The 20,606-nt window shown below is 45.5% G+C and carries 15 protein-coding genes and 1 pseudogene; 5 read left to right on the forward strand and 11 right to left on the reverse strand.

Translation table 11 applies throughout. The features are described from left to right. Window positions 1-84 precede the first annotated feature (84 nt). Window positions 85-1,821 carry a BCCT family transporter gene (locus tag L3V30_RS12705; protein WP_048625350.1) on the forward strand — a complete coding sequence of 579 codons (1,737 nt, stop codon included), beginning with the start codon at window positions 85-87 and terminating at the stop codon, window positions 1,819-1,821. A 95-nt stretch (window positions 1,822-1,916) separates the two neighbouring features. Here the strand turns inward: L3V30_RS12705 and L3V30_RS12710 are convergent, their stop codons facing one another. From L3V30_RS12710 to L3V30_RS12735, 6 genes are all read right to left on the reverse strand, one after another. Beyond that, window positions 1,917-2,843, reverse strand: coding sequence for a LysR substrate-binding domain-containing protein (locus tag L3V30_RS12710; RefSeq protein ID WP_005392445.1), 927 nt, complete (start codon window positions 2,841-2,843; stop codon window positions 1,917-1,919). Between the two features lie 247 nt (window positions 2,844-3,090). Continuing rightward, on the reverse strand, window positions 3,091-4,455 hold the full coding sequence (locus tag L3V30_RS12715; protein WP_237309046.1) for a TrkH family potassium uptake protein: 1,365 nt from the start codon (window positions 4,453-4,455) through the stop codon (window positions 3,091-3,093). 1 nt (window position 4,456) lies between these two features. Further along, window positions 4,457-5,110: a TrkA family potassium uptake protein gene (locus tag L3V30_RS12720; protein ID WP_005375180.1), complete on the reverse strand. Its 654-nt coding sequence runs from the start codon at window positions 5,108-5,110 to the stop codon at window positions 4,457-4,459. A gap of 151 nt (window positions 5,111-5,261) precedes the next feature. Continuing rightward, entirely contained in the window at window positions 5,262-5,960 is a 699-nt protein-coding gene (locus L3V30_RS12725; RefSeq protein ID WP_065645694.1) for a response regulator transcription factor, read from the reverse strand. After that, entirely contained in the window at window positions 5,957-7,000 is a 1,044-nt protein-coding gene (locus tag L3V30_RS12730; protein ID WP_237309054.1) for an ATP-binding protein, read from the reverse strand. The genes L3V30_RS12725 and L3V30_RS12730 overlap by 4 nt, the downstream gene beginning before the upstream one ends. Before the next feature lie 227 nt (window positions 7,001-7,227). After that, window positions 7,228-9,081: an ABC transporter ATP-binding protein gene (locus L3V30_RS12735; RefSeq protein ID WP_237309047.1), complete on the reverse strand. Its 1,854-nt coding sequence runs from the start codon at window positions 9,079-9,081 to the stop codon at window positions 7,228-7,230. A gap of 145 nt (window positions 9,082-9,226) precedes the next feature. Here L3V30_RS12735 and L3V30_RS12740 point away from each other — a divergent pair, with 145 nt between their 5' ends. Genes L3V30_RS12740 through fhuB form a run of 4 tightly spaced genes read left to right on the forward strand, consistent with a single transcriptional unit; the run spans window position 9,227 to window position 15,054 of the window. Continuing rightward, the gene (locus L3V30_RS12740) at window positions 9,227-11,332 is read left to right on the forward strand and encodes a TonB-dependent siderophore receptor (protein WP_237309048.1); all 2,106 of its coding nucleotides are present in this window, start codon (window positions 9,227-9,229) and stop codon (window positions 11,330-11,332) included. A 52-nt stretch (window positions 11,333-11,384) separates the two neighbouring features. After that, window positions 11,385-12,170, forward strand: coding sequence for an ABC transporter ATP-binding protein (locus L3V30_RS12745; protein ID WP_237309049.1), 786 nt, complete (start codon window positions 11,385-11,387; stop codon window positions 12,168-12,170). Next, a complete protein-coding gene (locus tag L3V30_RS12750; RefSeq protein WP_114322809.1) occupies window positions 12,161-13,090 on the forward strand; it encodes an iron-siderophore ABC transporter substrate-binding protein in 930 nt (309 codons plus the stop codon). The genes L3V30_RS12745 and L3V30_RS12750 overlap by 10 nt, the downstream gene beginning before the upstream one ends. Next, a complete protein-coding gene (gene fhuB / locus L3V30_RS12755; RefSeq protein WP_237309050.1) occupies window positions 13,087-15,054 on the forward strand; it encodes a Fe(3+)-hydroxamate ABC transporter permease FhuB in 1,968 nt (655 codons plus the stop codon). Before L3V30_RS12750 ends, fhuB begins: the two co-directional genes overlap by 4 nt. 99 nt (window positions 15,055-15,153) lie before the next feature. On the opposite strand, the gene L3V30_RS12760 is transcribed toward fhuB, so the two are convergent. From L3V30_RS12760 to L3V30_RS12780, 5 genes and pseudogenes are all read right to left on the reverse strand, one after another. Beyond that, window positions 15,154-16,002 carry a mechanosensitive ion channel family protein gene (locus L3V30_RS12760; RefSeq protein ID WP_005392418.1) on the reverse strand — a complete coding sequence of 283 codons (849 nt, stop codon included), beginning with the start codon at window positions 16,000-16,002 and terminating at the stop codon, window positions 15,154-15,156. A 96-nt stretch (window positions 16,003-16,098) separates the two neighbouring features. Further along, window positions 16,099-17,439: an HlyD family type I secretion periplasmic adaptor subunit gene (locus L3V30_RS12765; protein ID WP_005392416.1), complete on the reverse strand. Its 1,341-nt coding sequence runs from the start codon at window positions 17,437-17,439 to the stop codon at window positions 16,099-16,101. Then, window positions 17,414-19,132: a type I secretion system permease/ATPase gene (locus L3V30_RS12770; RefSeq protein WP_237309051.1), complete on the reverse strand. Its 1,719-nt coding sequence runs from the start codon at window positions 19,130-19,132 to the stop codon at window positions 17,414-17,416. Before L3V30_RS12770 ends, L3V30_RS12765 begins: the two co-directional genes overlap by 26 nt. Window positions 19,133-19,284: 152 nt before the next feature. Then, window positions 19,285-19,875 carry a calcium-binding protein gene (locus L3V30_RS12775; protein ID WP_005392412.1) on the reverse strand — a complete coding sequence of 197 codons (591 nt, stop codon included), beginning with the start codon at window positions 19,873-19,875 and terminating at the stop codon, window positions 19,285-19,287. A 207-nt stretch (window positions 19,876-20,082) separates the two neighbouring features. Then, window positions 20,083-20,478: pseudogene (locus L3V30_RS12780) on the reverse strand (LuxR C-terminal-related transcriptional regulator); the annotation flags it as partial. Window positions 20,479-20,606 lie beyond the last annotated feature (128 nt).

Genomic DNA, 20,606 nt, shown 5'->3' on the forward strand with positions numbered 1-20,606 from the left:
AAGCCCTCTCTCTACTCTCTTTCAAAAATTAACAATAACGCAACAAACAATAACGCTAAAACAAAAGCACTGTGAGGGATGCCTATGAGAGCAACATCTGGGATATTGAAAGGACTCAATCCGACTGTGACTATCGCATCAAAGATCGTCGTTATCGGTTTTGTACTTTTCTGCGCCATTCTCGCCAACCAAGCGGGCCAATACTTCGAAACGATTTCCGGCATTTTGCTGCAGAATATGAAGTGGTTTTACATCGGACTTGTTTCACTCGTTGTCGGTTTTCTTCTTTACCTTATGGTTAGTCGATATGGACATATTCGTTTGAGTAAAGATGACGAAAAACCAGAGTTTAGTTATTTGTCTTGGGTATCCATGCTTTTTTCCGGAGGCATGGGGATAGGCTTAATTTTCTGGTCGGTCGCCGAACCGATGTGGCATTACGCTGACAACCCATTTACTCAAGGCCTGACCAATGAAGCCGCAACAACATCAATGAAACTGACATTCTTTCACTGGGGTCTACATCCTTGGTCTGTCTTTATTATTGTTGCACTCGCATTAGCCTACTTTTCCTACCGTAAAGATCTGCCTTTTACCCTACGCTCTATCTTGTACCCTTTGATTGGCGATCGTATTTATGGGCCTATCGGGCACACGGTTGATATCCTAACAGTCGCGGTGACTGCTTTCGGTATCTCTCAAACCTTGGGGATGGGAGTTATCCAAATAAACTCTGGTTTGAATCAAGCCTTTGGTCTAGACATTAGTTTGGGGATTCAACTCTTTATTATCGTTTCCCTTTGTACTTGTGCGGTTGCGTCGGTGCTATCTGGTGTAGGAAAAGGTATTCGCCGTTTATCAGAATGGAATATGCTGCTTTCACTCGCACTCGTGCTAGTTGTACTTTACATTGGCCCAACTCGCTATATCTTAAATACGCTACTTGAAAGCACGGGGCTTTATGCACAAAACATTGTCGGTATGAGCTTATGGAGCGATGCACAGAATGACTCTGGCTGGCAAAACTGGTGGACGGCTTATTACTGGCCTTGGTGGATGACTTGGGCACCTTTCGTTGGCATGTTTGTGGCTCGTATCTCTAAAGGGCGCACAATACGTGAGCTTATCGGCGGTGCTCTCATAGTTCCTACGCTGATCACGTTTTTATGGATTTCAGTATTTGGTGGCGCAGCGTTAAAGGTAGAGCAAGACGCTCGTATTGCTCATCAAGAGCAAGTCACTGCGGCACAAGAAGCCAAACAAACACCACCTGCAGATTTTTCTGGCGGCCCGATTCTTGAAGCGACCAAAGCTGATACGACACGCGCTTTGTTTACGCTATTCGACAACCTAGATACAGGTATGTTTGGTAAACTACTTAGCGTACTTGCGTGTTTATTACTCGGTACTTATTTCATTACCTCCGCGGACTCGGGTACCCTAGTTCTATGTACCCTCGATGCCGCTGGACACAGTGAACCTCCCACGTCTATACGGGTACTATGGGGGATCATGATCGCCGCCATTGCGGGAGTGCTTCTATATGCAGGAGGGTTAAAAGCAATGCAAACGGCCTCCATTATTGCCGGTTTCCCTATCGCGATTTTTATCGCGGTGATGAGCTTAACGCTGTTCCATAGTATTCGACGCGAACCTAAGCCATGGGCAATGCTTCCTGAGCATGTTCACCCAGAGCAAGAGAAACTTGATGGTCCTGTTGAACCGCTTGTTGAAAGCAAAACGGTAGCTTCTGAACCTATTACTTCAACATCCTCGCTGAAAGATGATTCGACACTCAATCAAGGACCAGCACTCACTTAGTGCGTCATTTCATCCAATCAATTCAAACAAAGCGGGAACTGATATTCCCGCTTTTTTAACATGACCAAACTCTGTTCTTTTCTCTGCTTATTGATTTAGGCTAGGCCTCGGTCACCCACTTCATCTGGCAACTGATGCAAAAGCCATTCTCTAAAACGTTTGACGCTTGCTGGGATTAAACCTCTATTTTTAGGTTCAAGCATAGAAAAATTAGAGGGAGTTGAAAGAACGTGTTCGACTGGCCTAACCAAAGCGCCGCTTTGTAAATAGTCGTCCACTAATGAGCCCCAGGCTAACGCGATGCCCTGACCATTAATAGCCGCTTGTAACAGCATTGGATAGTTATTGATGTTCATGCGATTACGAGGCGAAATATTTGGCAACCCTACACTCGCAAACCACTGCTCCCAATTCACCCAGTCTCTTTGAGACTCTTCCAGATAGAGTAACGTTTTATTGAAGATTTCTTCTGGCTCACTAGGCTGGCCGATTTTCTCTAAATAAAGCGGGCTACACACAGGGAATACTTCTTCTGAAAATAGCGTTGTGACGTCCATTTCCGCAGGTGGAGTGCGACAATAAAACAAGGCGATATCGCAATCTAATCGGCGTAAGTCCAACACATTATCTGAGGCCAATATCCTTATATCGATGTCATCATGTTCATTTTGAAATTGAGCAACCTTAGGCAACAACCACAAGGCTGCCATTGCATTTGTCGTCGCAACCGTGATCTTTTGTTCGCCCTGCCACTTCTTCACTTCACCCGTGATTTGAGCAATATCGAGCAAAGATTGGCTAACAGCTTGATAATATTGAAGACCTGTAGGCGTTAAATTAATACTTCGATTGGCTCGCGTGAACATAGCCTTGCCTAAGTATTCTTCTAATTGTCTAATTTGGCGACTGATAGCACCTTGGGTCACGTTTAGCTCGTCAGCGGCTAACGTAAAACTCAAGTGCCGCGCCGACGCTTCAAACGCAACGAGGCTATTTAAAGGTGGGAGGGGTTTGATTTTCATGTATCTTCCAGTAAGGCAGTATTGTAATTATTTTTATTCCCGGCAATCTTATGTTGCACGTGGATAATGCCATTCTGGACAACACCTCAAAAACGACAATTTATAAATGATAAAAAATAGAGATGAATCATAAATTGTTGTGAGAGAGGCAACCGTATACAGTTTCGTGGCTACAACGAGCACAAAAAGAGGAGCAGTTACTCCTCTTTTGCCTAGCCTTTTGCTCACTTTCTTCGAGTTAGCCTATTTACCCTATTGCCAGTTTAGTACTCGCGTAACGCGCTTTTTTCTTTCTTGGACTGGCTAAGAAGTACGCCAAAGTAAGAGGCCCTAATCGCCCCATAAACATCATGAAGATGATCACTAGCTCACCTGGTTCGGACAAACTGCCCGTTAAGCCTCGCGATAACCCAACCGTACCCAGCGCCGAGACCGCTTCGAACATAATGTCTAACATAGACGCTTTCTCGGTCAGTAACAGCGTGAATATGGCAAACCAAGTCACCCCCACCGAGATCAGAGTCAGCGCCAATGCCTTGCTGATGGTCTCTTTGGGAATCTCGCGTTGAAAGGCATAGGTTGCTTCATCGCGACGCAAATAGCTGTAAGTTGCCAAGACTAACACCATAAATGTCACAACTTTAATGCCACTTGCAGTGCTCAATGAGCCACCGCCAATAAACATCAACACTAGAATGATCGCCGTTGTGGCATCTTCCAACTGATCGATAGCTAAAGTATTGAACCCCGCCGTTCTTGGCGTCACCGCTTGAAACCACGATGCCCACCATTTCCCTGCTTCGCTCAAAGGGGCAAGCGTGTTGAGGTTATCATATTCAATCAGGTAAATGGCGATAAGTGCCACCACGTTAATGATCACCGTGCCTAAGATCATCATTCGACTGTAAACGGTGAGTCGGTGCCAACGGCGATTGCGTTTTAAGTCAATCCAAACCGAGAAGCCTAAACCACCAATAATGAACAAACTGGTAATGGTGAAGTTAACGACCGGGTCGTCCACGTAAGGCATTAAGCTATCGGCACTCAACGCAAAACCTGCATTGTTAAACGCACTGATGGTGTAGAAGAAACCATGGAACAAACTGGTTTTCCAGCCCAGCTCTTCACTCCAATAAACGCTCAAAATAGTAAAACCAATAAGTTCAACGAGCAGAGCGAACATCAATACAGATTTAGCGGTGGCAATGAGTGTCGACGAGTCAGTTTGGTTAAATGCCTCTCTCGCGACGGCTCGCTCCAAAAAGCCAATTTTTCCACCCAGAGCCAGCAAGGTCACGATGGCAAACGTCATTAAACCTAGGCCACCACATTGAATCAGGAAGGCAATAACCACTTGCCCAAAAGGCGTAAACGCCGTGCCCGTGTCTACCACAACTAATCCCGTCACCGTAATGGCTGATGTCGCAGTAAACAGGCTTTGAATCCAAGTGATGGGCTCTGTGGTGGCAATCGGCAGTTTGAGTAAGACCGTGCCGAGTATGATCAAGCACGCAAAACTGAGGCTAAGTATCAATGGAGGTGCGCCCAACAATTTTTTACCCGCTTTGGGTTTTCGCTCGATTGGGATAATAGAGGGATGCCACAAAACCATGTTACACCAACCTTGGAGCGACGTATTTCAGCTCAGCGCGACTACCACAAAGCAACAGCGTGTCGAACTCATTAAGCACAAACTCATCATTGATATTGGTGTAGACGGCTTCTTCGCGCTTCACCAAGATAGGCTGAATGTTGTAACTGCCTCGGCTGATCAACTTAGAAAGCGGCGTATCGTGCAGATTGGATTTAACGTGGATTTCCACCACATACAAGCCATGCCCCATTTCTAAATAGTTGTTCACCATCGGATAGTTGAGTGCCTGCGCGACTCTTACGCCCATCTCCTCTTCCGGATGAATAATGCGTTGCACACCAAGCTTAGACACGATGGTGTGGTGTGCTTTGGTGCTCGCTTTGACCCAAATGGATTTCACACCCAGATTTTTCAGCGCCAGCGTACACAACAAACTGGCCTGCATGTCTTCGCCAATCGCCACCAACACCACATCACTATTCGCTAGCGCTAACTCTCTGAGTGCACCTTCGTCTGTTGCGTCACATATGACCGCTTGCGTTAACTCTTCGACGTATTTTTCGACGATTTTCGGGTCGCTATCCACCCCCGTTACGGTGTGTCCAAGATGAATAAGTTCTAAGCTGGCGGCAACGCCAAATCGCCCTAAACCAATTACTGTAAAGTGAGCCATATCAATCCCTAACTGTGTTTTATGTATAGAAAATGCTAATGCGCTAAGGGCTAGACTGACTTTCCGTCACGGAAAATAGGCAACACGAATCCTGTTCGAGTGCCGATAACCAGCACTAAACCTTGGCATTAACGTTGATTAAATTTGGAATTTAGTGGTGCTTGGACGTCTCAAGCACTAAACGATAACCCAGCCCCGGCTCGGTTTTTAATAGCCGCTGTTCGTCAGCACTATCGTTCAGTTTTTTGCGTAGTTGACTCACTAACACGCGTAAGTAGTGAGTATCTTCGATATGACTTTTTCCCCAAATTACCGATAGCAAATGAGTTTGCTCAATGAGTTTTCCCGGCTTGAGAATCAACTGTTCAATGAAAGAAAACTCTTTCTTGGTGAGTGGAATTTCCCTCTGATCCAACCAAAATTGGTGAGTACTTTTGATGATTTTGACTCGGCCAGCCACCAGCTCATCAGCGACGGCTTGCTCATCCACCAAATCTCGAACCAGCACTTTGATGCGCGCGATGAGCTCTTTTACGCCAAAAGGCTTGCTCAAGTAATCATTCGCGCCCGCTTCTAAAAGGCGGATTTTTTCCTCTTCTTGATCACGAGCTGTCAGCACTAACACTGGCGTTTTATACGTCTGACGAAGCGTAGTGAGGAACTCCGTCCCATCGCCGTCGGGCAAGCCTAAATCTAGCAGAATGACGTGCGGCGAATGCGCTTCGAAACACGCTTTGGCTTCTGCAATGGTACTCGCGCCAATGTAATCAAACCCTTCAGCAGACAGCGAAATTCGAATAAAGGTATGAATGCGAGGCTCATCGTCCACGACTAAAACTTTGTAACTCACGCCTGCTCTGCTCCTTGATTGAGTGGAAGTCGAATGCGGATCAGCGTCCCTTCTGATACTGGCATAGATTGAATCTCTCCTTGGTGTGCGGTGATGATGCCTTTGGCAACCGCGAGTCCCATTCCGGTGCCTGAATCGGCCGATTTGTTGTTCACGCCGGAATAGAAAAGGTTGAATATTTTTTCCGCATCTTCAGCTTTGATGCCAATCCCCATGTCCCGAACATCAATCACGCACGACGAACCCTGCTTAGAAAGTGAAACCTCAACAGGTTCATTCTCTGGTGAAAATCGCATGGCATTATCCAACACATTAAAAATCGCTTGTTCGATGAGCGAACGACTTACTGATAAATAACCAACGGAATCATCCATATTCATGGACACTTTCTCGGTGTAATTCGGCAAACGAGAAACCGCATCCCGCACAATATCCGCAATAGGCTCATCTTTTTGGGTTATTTTTAATGTGCCGTGCTGGAGCTTAGTCGCCTGTAAGAGGTTCTCTATATATTGATGCAAGCGGTGGCTTTCTGAAGTCGCACTGTCGAGCAATTCTTTGCGCTCTAAGTCATTGAGTTTGGGCATGTACTCGTTGAGTGTGGTCAATGTTCCAATAATGGTTGCCAGCGGCGTGCGTAGGTCATGGGACACCGATAGCAGGATGCTGTTTTGCAGCTTGGTTTGTTTTAACTCGCCCTGCTGGCGACGATAAAGATCCGCAAAGGTGCTAGTGATAAATGCCACCACCATAAACACGACTAGATTAAAAATGTCTTCCGGACGAAACATCTGCAAAGAGTAACGAGGCGTCGTGAAAAAGAAGTTGAAGCTCAACGCTTCGATCACCGCCGCCGCATAAGCGAATCGCGAGTTGCATTGAAACGCCACCACCACGACGGCTAACTGCAAAATCAGCAGGACCGCAACTGTAGAGCCAAACAATTGGTCCAACAGCCATGAGGCCACAACCGCGCCAACAATCACGATGGCAGAAAAGAGAAATGTGTTATCTAGCCAATGAGCAAACATAAAGTACATCAACCAAAATTCGATGCAGAAACTTTAGCAAAAGCCCATTCGGAGTTCGCGTAAAAAAAGCGTAAAAAATGCAAGAACGACAGTCAGTTATAAACATAACCATCATTAAGTTGGCCTAACTTAATGAATAATCACAAGTAAACGTCACCCATTGATGCCTACTCACTCGGTATAAACCGCAGACACAAAAAAGAGGAGCATTTGCTCCTCTTTCGTGTCGCGTCATATTAGATGACTTGCAATTGAGCATCACCTTGCTCAGACAAAAAGCCGCCGGTTTGATGCTTCCACAACTGAGCGTAAACACCACCCAATTGCAGCAGCTCGTGGTGTGAGCCTTGCTCAATGATTTTGCCGTCATCCATCACAATCAAACGATCCATCGCGGCAATCGTTGATAAACGGTGAGCAATTGCAATCACTGTTTTTCCTTCCATCAGAACTTCAAGGTTTTCTTGAATTGCCGACTCCACTTCTGAATCAAGTGCAGACGTTGCTTCGTCCATGATCAAAATTGGTGCGTTTTTCAGCAGCACGCGAGCAATCGCCACACGTTGACGCTGACCACCAGACAACTTCACGCCGCGTTCACCCACTTCAACGTCATAGCCAACGTTACCTTGCTCGTCTCTTAGAGATTGAATGAAATCATGAGCGTGTGCTTTTTCAGCAGCTGCGATAACGGCATCCATTGAAGCATCTGGATCACCGTAAAGAATGTTCTCTTTAATTGAACGATGCAGCAAAGAGGTGTCTTGCGTGATCATACCGATGTGTTGGCGCAGCGACTCTTGTTCGACTTGAGAAATGTCCTGTCCATCAATACAAACTTTCCCCGTATTTACGTCGTAAAAACGCAGCAACAGGTTAACCAACGTGGATTTGCCTGCCCCAGAACGACCGACAATACCGACTTTTTCGCCTGGTTTGATGGTCAGGTTCAAGTTCTCAAATACCGCCTTCTCGTCACTGTAGTTAAAACCTACGTTGTCGAAACAGATCTCACCTTGCGAGATTTGCAAAGGCTTGGCATTTGGCACGTCTTTCACTTCAACGTCGTTTGAAATCGTATTGATGCCGTCCACTACCGTACCGATGTTTTCAAACAGTGCGCTAACTTCCCACATGATCCACTTCGACATTCCTTGTACGCGCAACGCAATACTAATGGCAATCGCAATAGCACCAATTGTTACAGCGTGATCTAGCCATAAATAAACCGAAATGGCACTGATAGACATCAGCAGTAAATAGTTGATGGCATCCACACTAAACAGTAAACAAGTCACCATGCGCATTTGGCGGTAAACCGTCACCAAAAACTGCTTCATGCTGCTTTCTGCGTATTCCAACTCTTGCTGTGAATGAGCGAATAGTTTTACGGTAGAAATGTTGGTGTAAGAATCGACAATGCGCCCAGTCATTACAGAGCGAGCATCCGCTTGCTCTGTCGCTACTTGTTTCATTTTAGGGATAAAGTAGAACTGGATAACCGCGTACATTCCTATCCAAATCACAATAGGCAACATTAGCAAACCATCGGCTTCGCCCATCATCCAAAGCATCGAAAGAAAATAAACGCTGATATAAACCAGTACATCCACCAGCTTCATGACCGTTTCTCGTACCGCTAACGCACTTTGCATCACTTTGGTCGCAACTCGGCCTGCAAAGTCACGCTGGAAAAATCCAACCGCTTGTTTTAGCAAGTAACGGTGAATCAACCAACGGATAGACATCGGGTAGTTACCCAATAACGTTTGGTGCATCACCATTGAATGGACAAAACCGAGAGCTGGCATCACAACCGCCACTAAGAACAGCATCATTAGCATGCGATCACCCTGGTCTTGCCAGAATGTTGCGCGATCTTGATTAGAGAGAATATCGACGAGCTCGCCCATATAACGCAACAGCGTCACCTCAGTAATGGCAATAAGCGCACTGAACACAGCCATGACAAGTAAAGGGGCTTCAAAGCCAAGAGTGTAAAAGCGACAGAAGCCAAAAAGTGTCTTCGGTGGCTTTTTGGTTTCCATCTGGGGAAAGGGTTGGGTCAGTTTTTCAAACCAATTGAACATAACAACGACTTTAAGTACCGCGAATGAATTTGCGAACGTTTTACTATCTTTTGATACAAAAGTCAGTAAAATACCGAAACAAAAGTTCAAATGATAATAATTACAATTAAGCTTAGCGTTAATCATAATTGTCGGGAATATATTTATGACAAAGAATAACTTACTGACCATCGCGATCCGTAACGCGTTGGTCTGTGCTTTGGCACCAACAGCAGCAGTGGTTGCATTCACAGCACAAGCTCAAGAAGACGTTGTACAAGATGACATTATTGCAATGGAGACCATTACGGTCACCGCGCAAGCACTTAAAGTAGAAACCCCTGCGGCAGAAACACCGCGCAGCGTATCTATCATTTCTGAAGATGAACTTCGTGTTCGTGCACCGCAAAAATTGGACGAAGCATTACGCTACACATCTGGCGTAACCGCTCAGCCTTATGGTGCCGACAACGACACCGATTGGTTCAAAGTTCGTGGATTTGATGCAGCGACTTACCTAAACGGCAACCGCCTCTTCCGCGATGGTTACTACACATGGTTGGTCGAACCTTACGGCCTAGAAAGTGTGGAAGTGGTTAAAGGCCCATCAGCTATTCTGTTTGGTGAATCGGCACCAGGCGGTATCGTGAATGCGGTGCAGAAAAAACCAACGTTTACGCCTCAAGGCGAAGTAAAAGTCGAAGTGGGCAACAACCAACACCAGTCTGTGGGTTTTGACATTGCTGATGAAGCAAACGACGATGGCACAATCCGCTACCGTTTGGTTGGCCTGATGACAAGCCAAGATGGCGAACTGGACGGCACCAATAACGAGCGTTTTTATCTAGCGCCAAGCGTCGAGTTCGACATTTCTGACCGCACAATGCTGACCGTTTTGGCCACTTACCTTCGTGATGACGGTGTGCCAACCAACCCATTTTTCCCAGCGGCAGGCACTCTGATTGGTTCTAACTTTGGCAAAATCGATCCTTCGACTAACCTTGGTCAGCCAAACTACGATAAATACGAACGCACGCAGTTCTCTCTAGGTTATTTGCTAGAGCACGACATCAATAACACGTGGTCATTCTCTCAAAACCTCAACTACGGCTCCAATGAGTTGTACTTGCGCAGCTCTTACGCATTCTCAAACAACGATCCTGCGAAAGAAGAATTAGCGCAAGGCATCGTATTCCGTGACGGCAAAAACCAGAGCATCACATTCGACAATAACGCTGTCGGCAACTGGATGACTGACAACGCAGAGCACACGGTGCTTGTCGGTATGGATCTGCAATTCCACAAAACCGATGGCGACGAGCAGGACAACTACGCGTTTGGCACCATCAACCCGTGGAACCCAGTTTACGGCAACTTCACCCCTCTTGATCCTGCCAACAACGTGAAACGTGAGATTGAGAAATCTCAAGCAAGTGTCTACTCACAATACCAATTGAAACTGCATGAACAGTGGATTGGTAACATCGGTGCTCGTTACGACTGGGTGAAAACAGAAAACTCTGGCAAAGGCGCTACCGTTGACCAAAGTGAATCTCGTGATGATGGTCAGCTCTCTCTAAGCGCGGGTGTGATGTACCTTGCAAGTAATGGATTGTCACCTTACGCAAACTACTCTCAGTCGTTTGAAGTGATCAGCACCATTGATGCGGCAACCAATGAGCTTTACAAACCGCTGGAAGGCGAGCAAGTCGAAGTGGGTGTGAAGTATGAGCCAAGCTTTATGGATGGCTTTATCAACCTAGCATGGTTCGACATTACGCAAAAGAACGCGTTGGTGACCAACCCATCAACATGGATCGCGACACAAACGGGTGAAGTGACTTCTCAAGGTATTGAGCTTGAAAGCACAACACAGCTAACCGACGATCTAAAACTGATGGCAAGCTACACCTATACCAAAGCGAAAACAGATGAGAGCTTTGGCCAAGGTAAAAAACAAGCCGCACTTATTCCTGAGCACCAAGCTTCTGCATGGGTAGACTACAGCGCCTACAGCCTGATTCCAGGCCTCAATATCGGTACTGGTGTGCGCTACGTAGGTAAGTCAAAAGATAACCCTAAGAGCTCGAACCTAACTGTTCCTTCAGTCACTCTTTGGGATGCGTCAGTCACTTACGACATCACTTCACAGTGGCAAGCACAGCTAAACGTGAACAACATTCTGGATAAAGAGTTTGTTTCAGGTTGCGATTACTGGTGTTACTACGGCCAGTCTCGCTCTGTCATGCTAAACGCAAACTACCGCTGGTAATTGAACTTCCTACTCCCCTCTCTTGAGGGGAGTTTTCTCCTGAGAGCCATCCATGTTTCAACTGTCTAATATTGAGATCGTTCGAGGTGGACGTCAGATCCTCGGCATCGACCAACTAAACATCCCAACGAATGAACTAACTGTCGTTTTGGGCCATAACGGTTCAGGCAAATCGACACTGGTGAACCTGCTTTCTGGTCAAATGTCACCAGATAAAGGCACGGTAACACTAAACGATACTTCCCTTTCATCACTCAAAACCAAAGAGTTGGCAAAGCAGATCGCCTATTTGCCACAAAAGCTGCCCTCTTCGGCTGGTTTAACAGTAGAAGAGCTAGTGCGCTTAGGCCGCTTTCCGTGGCGTGGGGCACTTGGTCGTTGGAAAGCTGAAGACAAACAGATCATCACGCAGGCTATGGAACGAACAGGAGTTACACCTTTTGCTCAAGCTTTGGCGGATGACTTATCGGGCGGCGAGCGTCAACGCGCTTGGGTGTCTATGCTGTTGGCTCAACAATCACCGATTTTGATCCTAGACGAACCGACCTCCGCGCTCGATGTTCACCATCAATTTCAACTGATGGCGCTACTGGCAGAGCTGAATCGAACCGAGAACGTAGGCATTATCGTGATCCTTCACGACTTGAACTTAGCACTGCGCTATGCAACCCACATTGTTGCGCTCAAGAAAGGTCAAATTGCGTTCGAAGGCAACGCCGACATGTTGCTAGATGAGGAGCGCCTTTCTGAGTTGTATGAGTCACCGATTAAGCTCATTGATCATCCAACTCCAGCCAACACATTGGCGAGCCAAAAGGTGGCTGTTGTATGCGCATAATAGCTCGTTTACTTACTGTGGTTACACAATCTGCTTTTCTGTTGGCATTTTTTATGACTAATGCAAATGCAGTCATCACCGTTACCGATGAATATGGTGAGCATAGTTTTGAGCAAGCGCCACAACGCGTTGTTGCCTTAAACTGGGACATCTTAGAACAAGTTTTGGCGCTAAACGTAGAACCAATCGCAGCCCCAAATTTACCAGGCTACCGCCAATGGGTCGTCAATCCAACTGCACCAGAGTCAATTGAAGATATTGGAACCCGAGCAGAGCCCAACTTAGAAAAAATCGCCAGCTTGAAGCCAGATGTCATCCTTGCTGCGTCTCCACAGCAAGACTTGATTCCGTTACTCAAACAAATTGCTCCGGTTATATATTTACCTAATTTTTCTGAAAATGAGGCTGCGGCCGAGACTGCTATTCGTCACTTTCGTACGCTCGGCAAGCTATTCAATAAAGAGGCTCTTGCTGAACAGAAACTGGCAGAATTAGATGCTTCATTTGCGCAGATGCGCCAGCGAATTCGCCACTATTACTCTGAACCACTCAGTGTTCTTGTGATGCGATTTTCAACCCCGAATACTGTATTACTTGCAACCGAAAACTCCACCACTGACTACGTGGTCAGAAAACTGGGATTACAGGCTCCAATTAAAGAGGCCCCACGTGCGTGGGGGGTAAAGCAAGATCGGATTAATCGACTTCAAAACCTTCACAACAGCTATGTTCTCTACGTACAACCTTTCCCAGAAGAACGCAAACTGAAAGATTCGCCACTTTGGCAAGCGATGCCGTTTGTAAAGAAGCAGCGGGTAAATTCAGTCAGAGCAGTGTGGGCGTATGGCGGTGCTATGTCTTTGCAATACACCGCTGAAGCGATTACCGACAGTCTAATAGAGTTGGCACCAAAGCAATGAGAACGAAACATTATATTGGTTATCTGGCGCTGATTACGTTACTTAGCGTCTTTAGTCTACAAATTGACACTAATTTATCACTCTTCGAACAATGGCAATTATTAACAAAACCAGAGGTAGCGAGCGAATTTCGTGACGTATTTTTTACGCAAGCTCAGCTTCCTAGGTTAAGTATGACCCTGCTTGTTGGTGCCATGCTTGGTCTCACCGGCAGCTTAATGCAGCAATTAACGCAGAATAACCTCACCTCTCCTTTGACTCTTGGCACCTCTTCTGGAGCTTGGCTTGCATTAGTCGTGGTAAACATTTGGTTCGTCGATTGGGTAGCCGATTACTCTGCATTAGCCGCAATGGTAGGCGCCTTAGTGGCGTTTGGCCTGATCGTATCTATTGCCGGTGTGCGTAATATGACAGGTTTGCCGCTGGTCGTTTCGGGGATGGTGATCAATATCTTGCTCGGTTCTATCGCCACAGCCATTATTATTTTAAACGCCCAGTTCGCACAGAATATTTTTATGTGGGGAGCGGGCGACCTTTCTCAATACAGCTGGGATTGGTTTGAGTGGTTATTGCCTCGCTGCACTATCGCAATCGTAATTTTGATCGTCGCACCACGTATTCTGACCTTAATGAAACTGGGACAAGAAGGCGCAGCAGCCCGAGGCTTAGCGGTATTACCCGCGTTTGGTGCATTAATGGTGATGGGTATTTGGCTGGTATCTGCCTCAATCACCGCAGTTGGCATTATCAGCTTCATCGGATTACTAACATCCAATATTGCCAGAGCGATGGGGGCAAGAACACCGCGCGACGAATTGATCAGCAGCATGCTTTTGGGCGCAATGCTGTTAATCATCACAGACTCTGCCGCCATCTCATTAAGCTTATGGTTAGAGGAAACCATTCCTAGCGGCGTAGCGGCTGCAGCTATTGGCGCTCCCGCTTTAATTTGGTTTACTCGTAAAAAGCTGACGGCAACCGATCAACTTAACCTTTCAATGAGCCAAGGAAAAACGGCGCTTTCTAAGCGCGCAGTTTGTAGCATAGTGATAATGAGCATCGTCGGGGTTCTGGTTTACTCATTCGTTACCCATGGTATAAACGGGATCCAATGGTCCGTGCCAGGGGAGTTCCAATGGCAATTACGCTGGCCGCGAATGCTAACCGCACTTTCTGTCGGTATTGCGCTATCCGTTGCCGGAATCATTTTGCAACGCATTGTTTACAACCCTCTGGCCAGCCCAGATATTCTCGGTGTGTCTTCCGGAGCCACGTTTGCCATTATTACGACAGGAGTCATCGCTGGGTCACTTCTCTCCGCATTTAACTGGGGTATCGCTTTTTTCGGAAGTATGTCCGTATTGATGTTATTACTGATTATCGGTAAACGAAGCCATTTTAATCCATCTAACTTCGTGTTGTCCGGCATAGCACTAACGGCACTATTAGAAGCCCTTGTTCAATTTTCGCTAGCTCAAGGTTCTGGTGACAGTTACAAAATTTTATTGTGGCTAACTGGTTCAATTTATCGAGTCACAGCCGACACCGCACTGATGCTATGTTTGGCAATAATGGTTCTGCTTACCGCTGTATTCGCGATTTCTCGCTGGCTAACATTAATTTCCATCGGACGACAATTCTCAAATGCACGAGGACTTAACCCCACCGTAGCCAATACGCTAATGCTCACCATCGTTGCTTTATTATGCGCCTTTTCTACCGCTACAGTTGGTCCGATATCTTTTGTTGGCTTGGTCGCTCCCCATATGGCGATGATGTTAGGAGCAAGAAAAGTGAAAGAGCAACTAAGTGTCGGAGCCTTAATTGGTGCAACCCTAATGTTGTGGGCAGATTGGCTGGGACAAATCGCTATTTATCCAAGTCAGGTCGCAGCTGGCACATTGGTCGCTATTTTAGGCAGTACTTACTTTCTGTTTTTAATGCTGAAAAGTAAATTCAGCTAAGTATTCAGGGAATATAGTTAGAGCTGGAAATACCGTTAGAAAAACAAACCCCGCTATGTTTGATAGCGGGGTTTGTTTTAACTGGCGTACGACACTTCTCTATTTTTCACTCACCACAGGAAAGCGCTGCTCATAAAGTTCCATAAAGTCTTTACGAATCAAATGCTCCAAGTGGTTAGCTTTATCGGTCGGGCAGAAAATCATAACATGCAAAATCTGCTCACCATTGATATTACTAGAAATATGCATATGTGGCTCTGCACCGGGAAGATCGACCCCCGCGTGTTTTTCAATCATCGCATTGTAGCGATGCGCAACATCACTGAAGTAGCTACAATGCTCTTCAATCTTGTCGGTCAAGATTGGTAACAGAGGATACAAATTAACGAAGTCTTTCACCACGATAGAAAAATTGTGGTAGACGTAGCGCTTCATAAAATTGAGGTTCTTTACTGGGTAAGTAAAAAACATACTATTGGGTAAGGTCGCGGTTTTTCCGGTGTAGTGATATTGCCCATGGTGCAGGTCGATCTCTTGAATCACCGTCGCCATCATATTGTGCTCAATCACTTCGCCGCACAGTTTACCGACCTCAATCCAGTCACCGACACGAAAAGAACGTGAGCTTGCTCTTTGAATCGAGCCTGTAAAACACAAAATTATCTCTTTGGATGCCACAACAATGGCAACCGCTATCGCCGTGACACTTAGAGCAAACTCGTTTATTTCTGATTGCCATAAAATAAATAAAATCAGTAATGTAACGGCAAAGGTGCCGTTCTTAGTTCTGGACATCCAGCTGCGCTGATCTTCAGAAAGAAAGGCATGGTCACCACGAATCATCGATAAAATGGTACGACGAATTAACCACATAATCACAAAGATCAGTGCGGTAAAAATCAGTTTATGAGTGAGAAGAAAATCGACGACTAACTGCACTTTCTCCATTCCACGGCTCCCTTAGAATTAAAATACGGCCTAGTAACGGGTAACCATAACAAATTATTTTGTCAGTTGTCCGTGTTCACTCAAGTACTTTTGAGATTACTCCTCTCTAAAGGCGCGATTCATGCTTTCAGTGATTGGCTTGATTAAATAACTTAAAGGCGTTCGCGGTTCAGATAAAATAAGCACTTCCGCGTTCATTCCTGAAGTTAAGCGGTGTTTGGCTACATCTTCTTGCGAAATTGCAATTCTAGCGAGGTAAAAATCCTCTTGGTTTTCTTGTGAAAGCTTATCCGCAGAAATCGTTAACACCGTGCCGTCTAATGGTGCCAACGTTCTAGCATTCAGAGCGGTCAGACGAACATGCGCCTGCTGACCTGGGTTAACTAAATCGATATCCTGAGGATTCACGCGAGCCTCGACTAACAACTTATCGTCTTGAGGAACCAACTCTAATAGCGTTTCACCCGAACCAATCACACCTTTTTCGGTAAACACCTGCATGTTGACCACACGGCCTGCAATAGGTGCATTGATGGTTGTTCTCGCTACAATATCTTGGGCTGAGCGATACTCTTCACGGATGGCGACGATTTCCTTTTTGGTGTTTCGTAGCTCCTCGACAATCTCATTCAGTCTTTCAAGCTTCAACTCTTCAATTTGCGCTTGGTTTTCATCCAACCTTTTGCTTACTGTGAGTGATTGTCTGTCTAACTGACTTAAGGTACTCCGCACTTCCGCCGCAAGACGTTTGAGTTGAAGTAAGGTGGATTTACCCGAAAAGCCTTTTTGAACTAGAGCTTGGTTACTGTCTATTTCTTCGGCGATAAAATTGAGTCTTTCTCTCTCAATTACTTTGGTTTGCTGGAGGTTTTCCAGCTCCAAATTTGCCCCAGAAATACTCTGCTCAATGATGCTCAGCTTACTATCAAAGAATCGCTTTCTCGCTTCAAAGATCTTGTTTTGAACCAGTTGAGCTTCTTGGACGATATCGACGCGAGGAATACTTTCAAGATCATCAGACCATACGATCGTTGGCAATTCATCTAGCTCAGCACTTAGACGGTTTTCCTTCGCTAGAGTATGAATAAACTGACCACTTAATGAATCCAACTTCGCCATAGCTTGTCGCTTAGAGAGTTGAATTAATAATTGACCTTTTTCAACCAAGTCTCCCTCCTGCACGTACAGCTTTTCAATAATGCCGCCTTCTAGATGTTGAATTTCTTGTCGCTTAGTGAGAACAGACAAATCGCCATAAGCAATTGCAGCACTCTCTAATTTCGCTGTCGCAGCCCAGTAGCCTAGGCCACCAAGAAAAATACTTAGCGTCACCACACCAAGTAAAATTGGCTTTCGAAAGCTTAGTTTCGCTTGCGGACTAAAACGATAAACGGTTTCAGACGGATGCTGATTAACGGCTGGCAGTTGATTGCTCATTTCTTACCCTTGGAATATCTGTTCTTTCTTCGCCCATCAAGCGTTTTAATACTTCATCTTTAGCACCGTATAATTTGACTCGACCTTCAGCCAAATACAGCAATCTATCCATTTGTCGTAATGTACTCGGATTATGGGCAATGACGATAATCGTTGAGCCTTGCGCTTTTAAATGAGCCATCAAACGTTGATATGCAGCCTCTCCTTCACCATCAAGGTTGGCATTAGCTTCATCGAAAATCACAATAGGCGGATCGCCATAAACGGCTCTTGCAAGTGCGATTCTCTGCCTTTCTCCTCCAGATAAACCACGGCCATTTTCACCAATAACGAAATCATAGCCTTTGTTTTTCTTGAGTATTAATTCATGACATCCTGCTAGTTGCGCCGCCTTGATGACTTTAGCGGGGTCTTCTTCTTTGAAGCGCGCGATGTTCTCCCGAATTGTGCCAGGAAACAACTCTACTTCTTGAGCGAGATAACCAAAATGGGCGCCGCGATCTTCCGATGCCCAAGTAGACACTTCCATACCATCAAGCGTAACCTTACCCGCTAGTGGCTTGATCGTACCTAATAACAACCGAGCAAACGTCGATTTACCAGTACCAGAAGGGCCAATAACTCCGACAGCGACTCCGGGAGGAATAGATAAGCTGATCGATGAGAGTACAGGCTCTGTTGTGCCAGGATGGCGATAAGCAAGTCCAGTTAGTTCATAGTGTCCTTTTGGCTTTGGCAGTGGCATATTCGATTCATCTTGGCGCACGATTGCGTCGATTTCTTTTAGCCGTTTATACGCGCCTTTAGCAGACATAGCACTTCGCCATGTACCAATCGCCTGCTCCATCGGCGAGAGTGCCCGACTCATTAAAATGGAACTCGCGATCATCGCTCCCGCAGTAATCTCATGTTGAATCACTAACCATGCTCCGCCTCCCAACAAGAAGATCTGTAGTGAACCACGTACAAACTTAGAAAAGTTAGCCATGTAAATGGACTTACCTGCCACTCGCTCTTCGAGCATATTGACTTCATTCACGCGCGACTGCCATTTCTCTAAAAACGCGTTCATCATCCCCATCGCAAGAATTGAATTGGCATTTTGCGTGGCTAGCTCGGCGTTGTTGATATGAGAGATCGCCCTAACTTCACTCTCTTGCATGGTTTTACGCGTCATTAGCTCATTGAGTAGCCCGAGACTAAACAATACGATAGACCCGAGTAACGCGATGTGACCCAATACTGGGTGCAATAAATATACGAACAAAATAAACAGCGGTGTCCAAGGCGCATCCAATAGTGGATAGGGTGCTTGGCTGCTCAAAAAGCTTTTGATGTTCTGAATGTCTCGCAGCGTTTGCGAGGTGTAACTCTTCCCTGTGTGCGATTGATATTGAATGCTGCGCTTAAGCATAAAAGTGGACAGTTTGGTGTCCATCCAATAACCAAATGATTTACTCATTTGCGCGCGAGCGATATCAATAATCGACATGGTTAGTAACGCGACAATCACGATAATAGTGAGCAAAAGTAGAGTATCGGTTGAATAGGAGGAAATCACTCGGTTGTACACTTGAAGCATGTACAAGGGAATCGAGAGGACTAGTATGTTGATAAAAAGGCTAAAAGCGATTAGCAAGCCCGCAAGCGTGCATAGTTTTTGTCTCACTTCTTTGAAAACCGTTTTTTGCACGACTATTTCCGTTTAAATTGAAAATGTAGGCGCCAGCAAAAGCTAGCACCTAACTTAAGACAGCCTCAAATACACTCTAGAGTGACTGAGTTAGTTCACCTCAGCGTGACAGAGCCACACAAACTAATCCCATTTAGAGTGATTTAAGTCATTTAGATTGCAAATAAATCCGCACCGTAAGTATTGATGTCAGTTTCGGTAACGCCAATGAGTTTCACTGTTAGATCAGCACCATCGGTAAACACGGCATTACCTACAGCATCATAGCTAAAGCTTAAATCACCGAAGTCTGTGACCGAGTCGCTAATAATGTGCAAAGAATCTTCACCAATGGTGAAATCCACAACTTTTGCTTCGCCATGGCCACCAAACTTATCCGTGAACACAAACTTATCGCCATTGCTGCCGCCAACTAGAACATTATCACCAGAACCAGCTACAAGAATATCTTCACCGACGCCGCCATTTAGTTTGTTGTCACCCAACAAACCCAAAAGCAAATCATTACCTGTACCACCGCCGAGGTAATCGTTTCCTGTACCAGCCCTTAGGATGTCATCACCAGCACCACCAGTTAGGCGATCATCACCGTCGCCGCCGATCACATAATCGTTACCGCCACCGCCAACAAACGAATCATTACCACCAAAACCAATAAACAAGTCATCGCCGCCATCGAAATCAGCAAACTGGTTATTTACACCTGCATCGCCTAGATACGTGTCATTGTCACTTGTGCTCATTTTTATTCCCTCTTGTCTTAATAATTGAATAGACCTTTTATTCTATGTCTGAGTAGATTTGTAACAGACATGAGAAGTCTAATAGTCAACCGAATAGGAATAAGTTTGAATATGGGATGATATTTCAGACTGACATTTTAATAATAAATATAAAACTTAGTACTTTATAGAGTATTTTCTTTTTATTACAGTAAGTTAATACTAGTACTACAGATTTCGCCTAGCCCAACTTGTTGCTTGCGTACGGTTCTTTACTTCTAACTTTCTAAAAATATTGTATAGATGTGATTTAATAGTATGCTCACTGATAAATAAAGAATCAGCAATTTCCATATTTGAGCCTCCTTCTTTCAACATTTTTAAAACTTGAATTTCACGCCGAGTAAGCTCTACCTCGATAGCAGGCTCAATAATGCTATTCGCTTCTTTTCCTCGATAATAATTAACCAGCTGATCCAGTAATCTTCGAGACAGCCAATTATCTCCTTTTATTATTGCTTTTAACCCCTGACACACCTTGTCCATGGAGTCTCCCGGACCGAATATACCCTTTACATGCGGCCATGAGGCGAGTTCTTCTGTGTCTAAGTCATAACCTAAATTAGTAATCGTTCACCAAGGTAACTTGACTTGATATTAACGGAGGGCGAGAGCCGCCTATAGATCAAAGACGTTGGGGTACGCTCTCTTCGCCACAACAGCCGTGATGATTTCACTCAACACTGACATTG

The organism is Vibrio sp. A1-1 (genome assembly GCF_021728175.1).
Lineage (GTDB): Bacteria > Pseudomonadota > Gammaproteobacteria > Enterobacterales > Vibrionaceae > Vibrio > Vibrio diabolicus.

Excerpts from the sequence above, each read along its gene's own strand:
- L3V30_RS12705 (WP_048625350.1), top strand. The coding sequence starts at position 85 with ATGAGAGCAACATCTGGGATATTGAAAGGACTCAATCCGACTGTGACT.
- L3V30_RS12710 (WP_005392445.1), bottom strand. The coding sequence starts at position 2,843 with ATGAAAATCAAACCCCTCCCACCTTTAAATAGCCTCGTTGCGTTTGAA.
- L3V30_RS12715 (WP_237309046.1), bottom strand. The coding sequence starts at position 4,455 with ATGGTTTTGTGGCATCCCTCTATTATCCCAATCGAGCGAAAACCCAAA.
- L3V30_RS12720 (WP_005375180.1), bottom strand. The coding sequence starts at position 5,110 with ATGGCTCACTTTACAGTAATTGGTTTAGGGCGATTTGGCGTTGCCGCC.
- L3V30_RS12730 (WP_237309054.1), bottom strand. The coding sequence starts at position 7,000 with ATGTACTTTATGTTTGCTCATTGGCTAGATAACACATTTCTCTTTTCT.
- L3V30_RS12735 (WP_237309047.1), bottom strand. The coding sequence starts at position 9,081 with ATGTTCAATTGGTTTGAAAAACTGACCCAACCCTTTCCCCAGATGGAA.
- L3V30_RS12740 (WP_237309048.1), top strand. The coding sequence starts at position 9,227 with ATGACAAAGAATAACTTACTGACCATCGCGATCCGTAACGCGTTGGTC.
- L3V30_RS12745 (WP_237309049.1), top strand. The coding sequence starts at position 11,385 with ATGTTTCAACTGTCTAATATTGAGATCGTTCGAGGTGGACGTCAGATC.
- L3V30_RS12750 (WP_114322809.1), top strand. The coding sequence starts at position 12,161 with ATGCGCATAATAGCTCGTTTACTTACTGTGGTTACACAATCTGCTTTT.
- fhuB (WP_237309050.1), top strand. The coding sequence starts at position 13,087 with ATGAGAACGAAACATTATATTGGTTATCTGGCGCTGATTACGTTACTT.
- L3V30_RS12760 (WP_005392418.1), bottom strand. The coding sequence starts at position 16,002 with ATGGAGAAAGTGCAGTTAGTCGTCGATTTTCTTCTCACTCATAAACTG.
- L3V30_RS12765 (WP_005392416.1), bottom strand. The coding sequence starts at position 17,439 with ATGAGCAATCAACTGCCAGCCGTTAATCAGCATCCGTCTGAAACCGTT.
- L3V30_RS12775 (WP_005392412.1), bottom strand. The coding sequence starts at position 19,875 with ATGAGCACAAGTGACAATGACACGTATCTAGGCGATGCAGGTGTAAAT.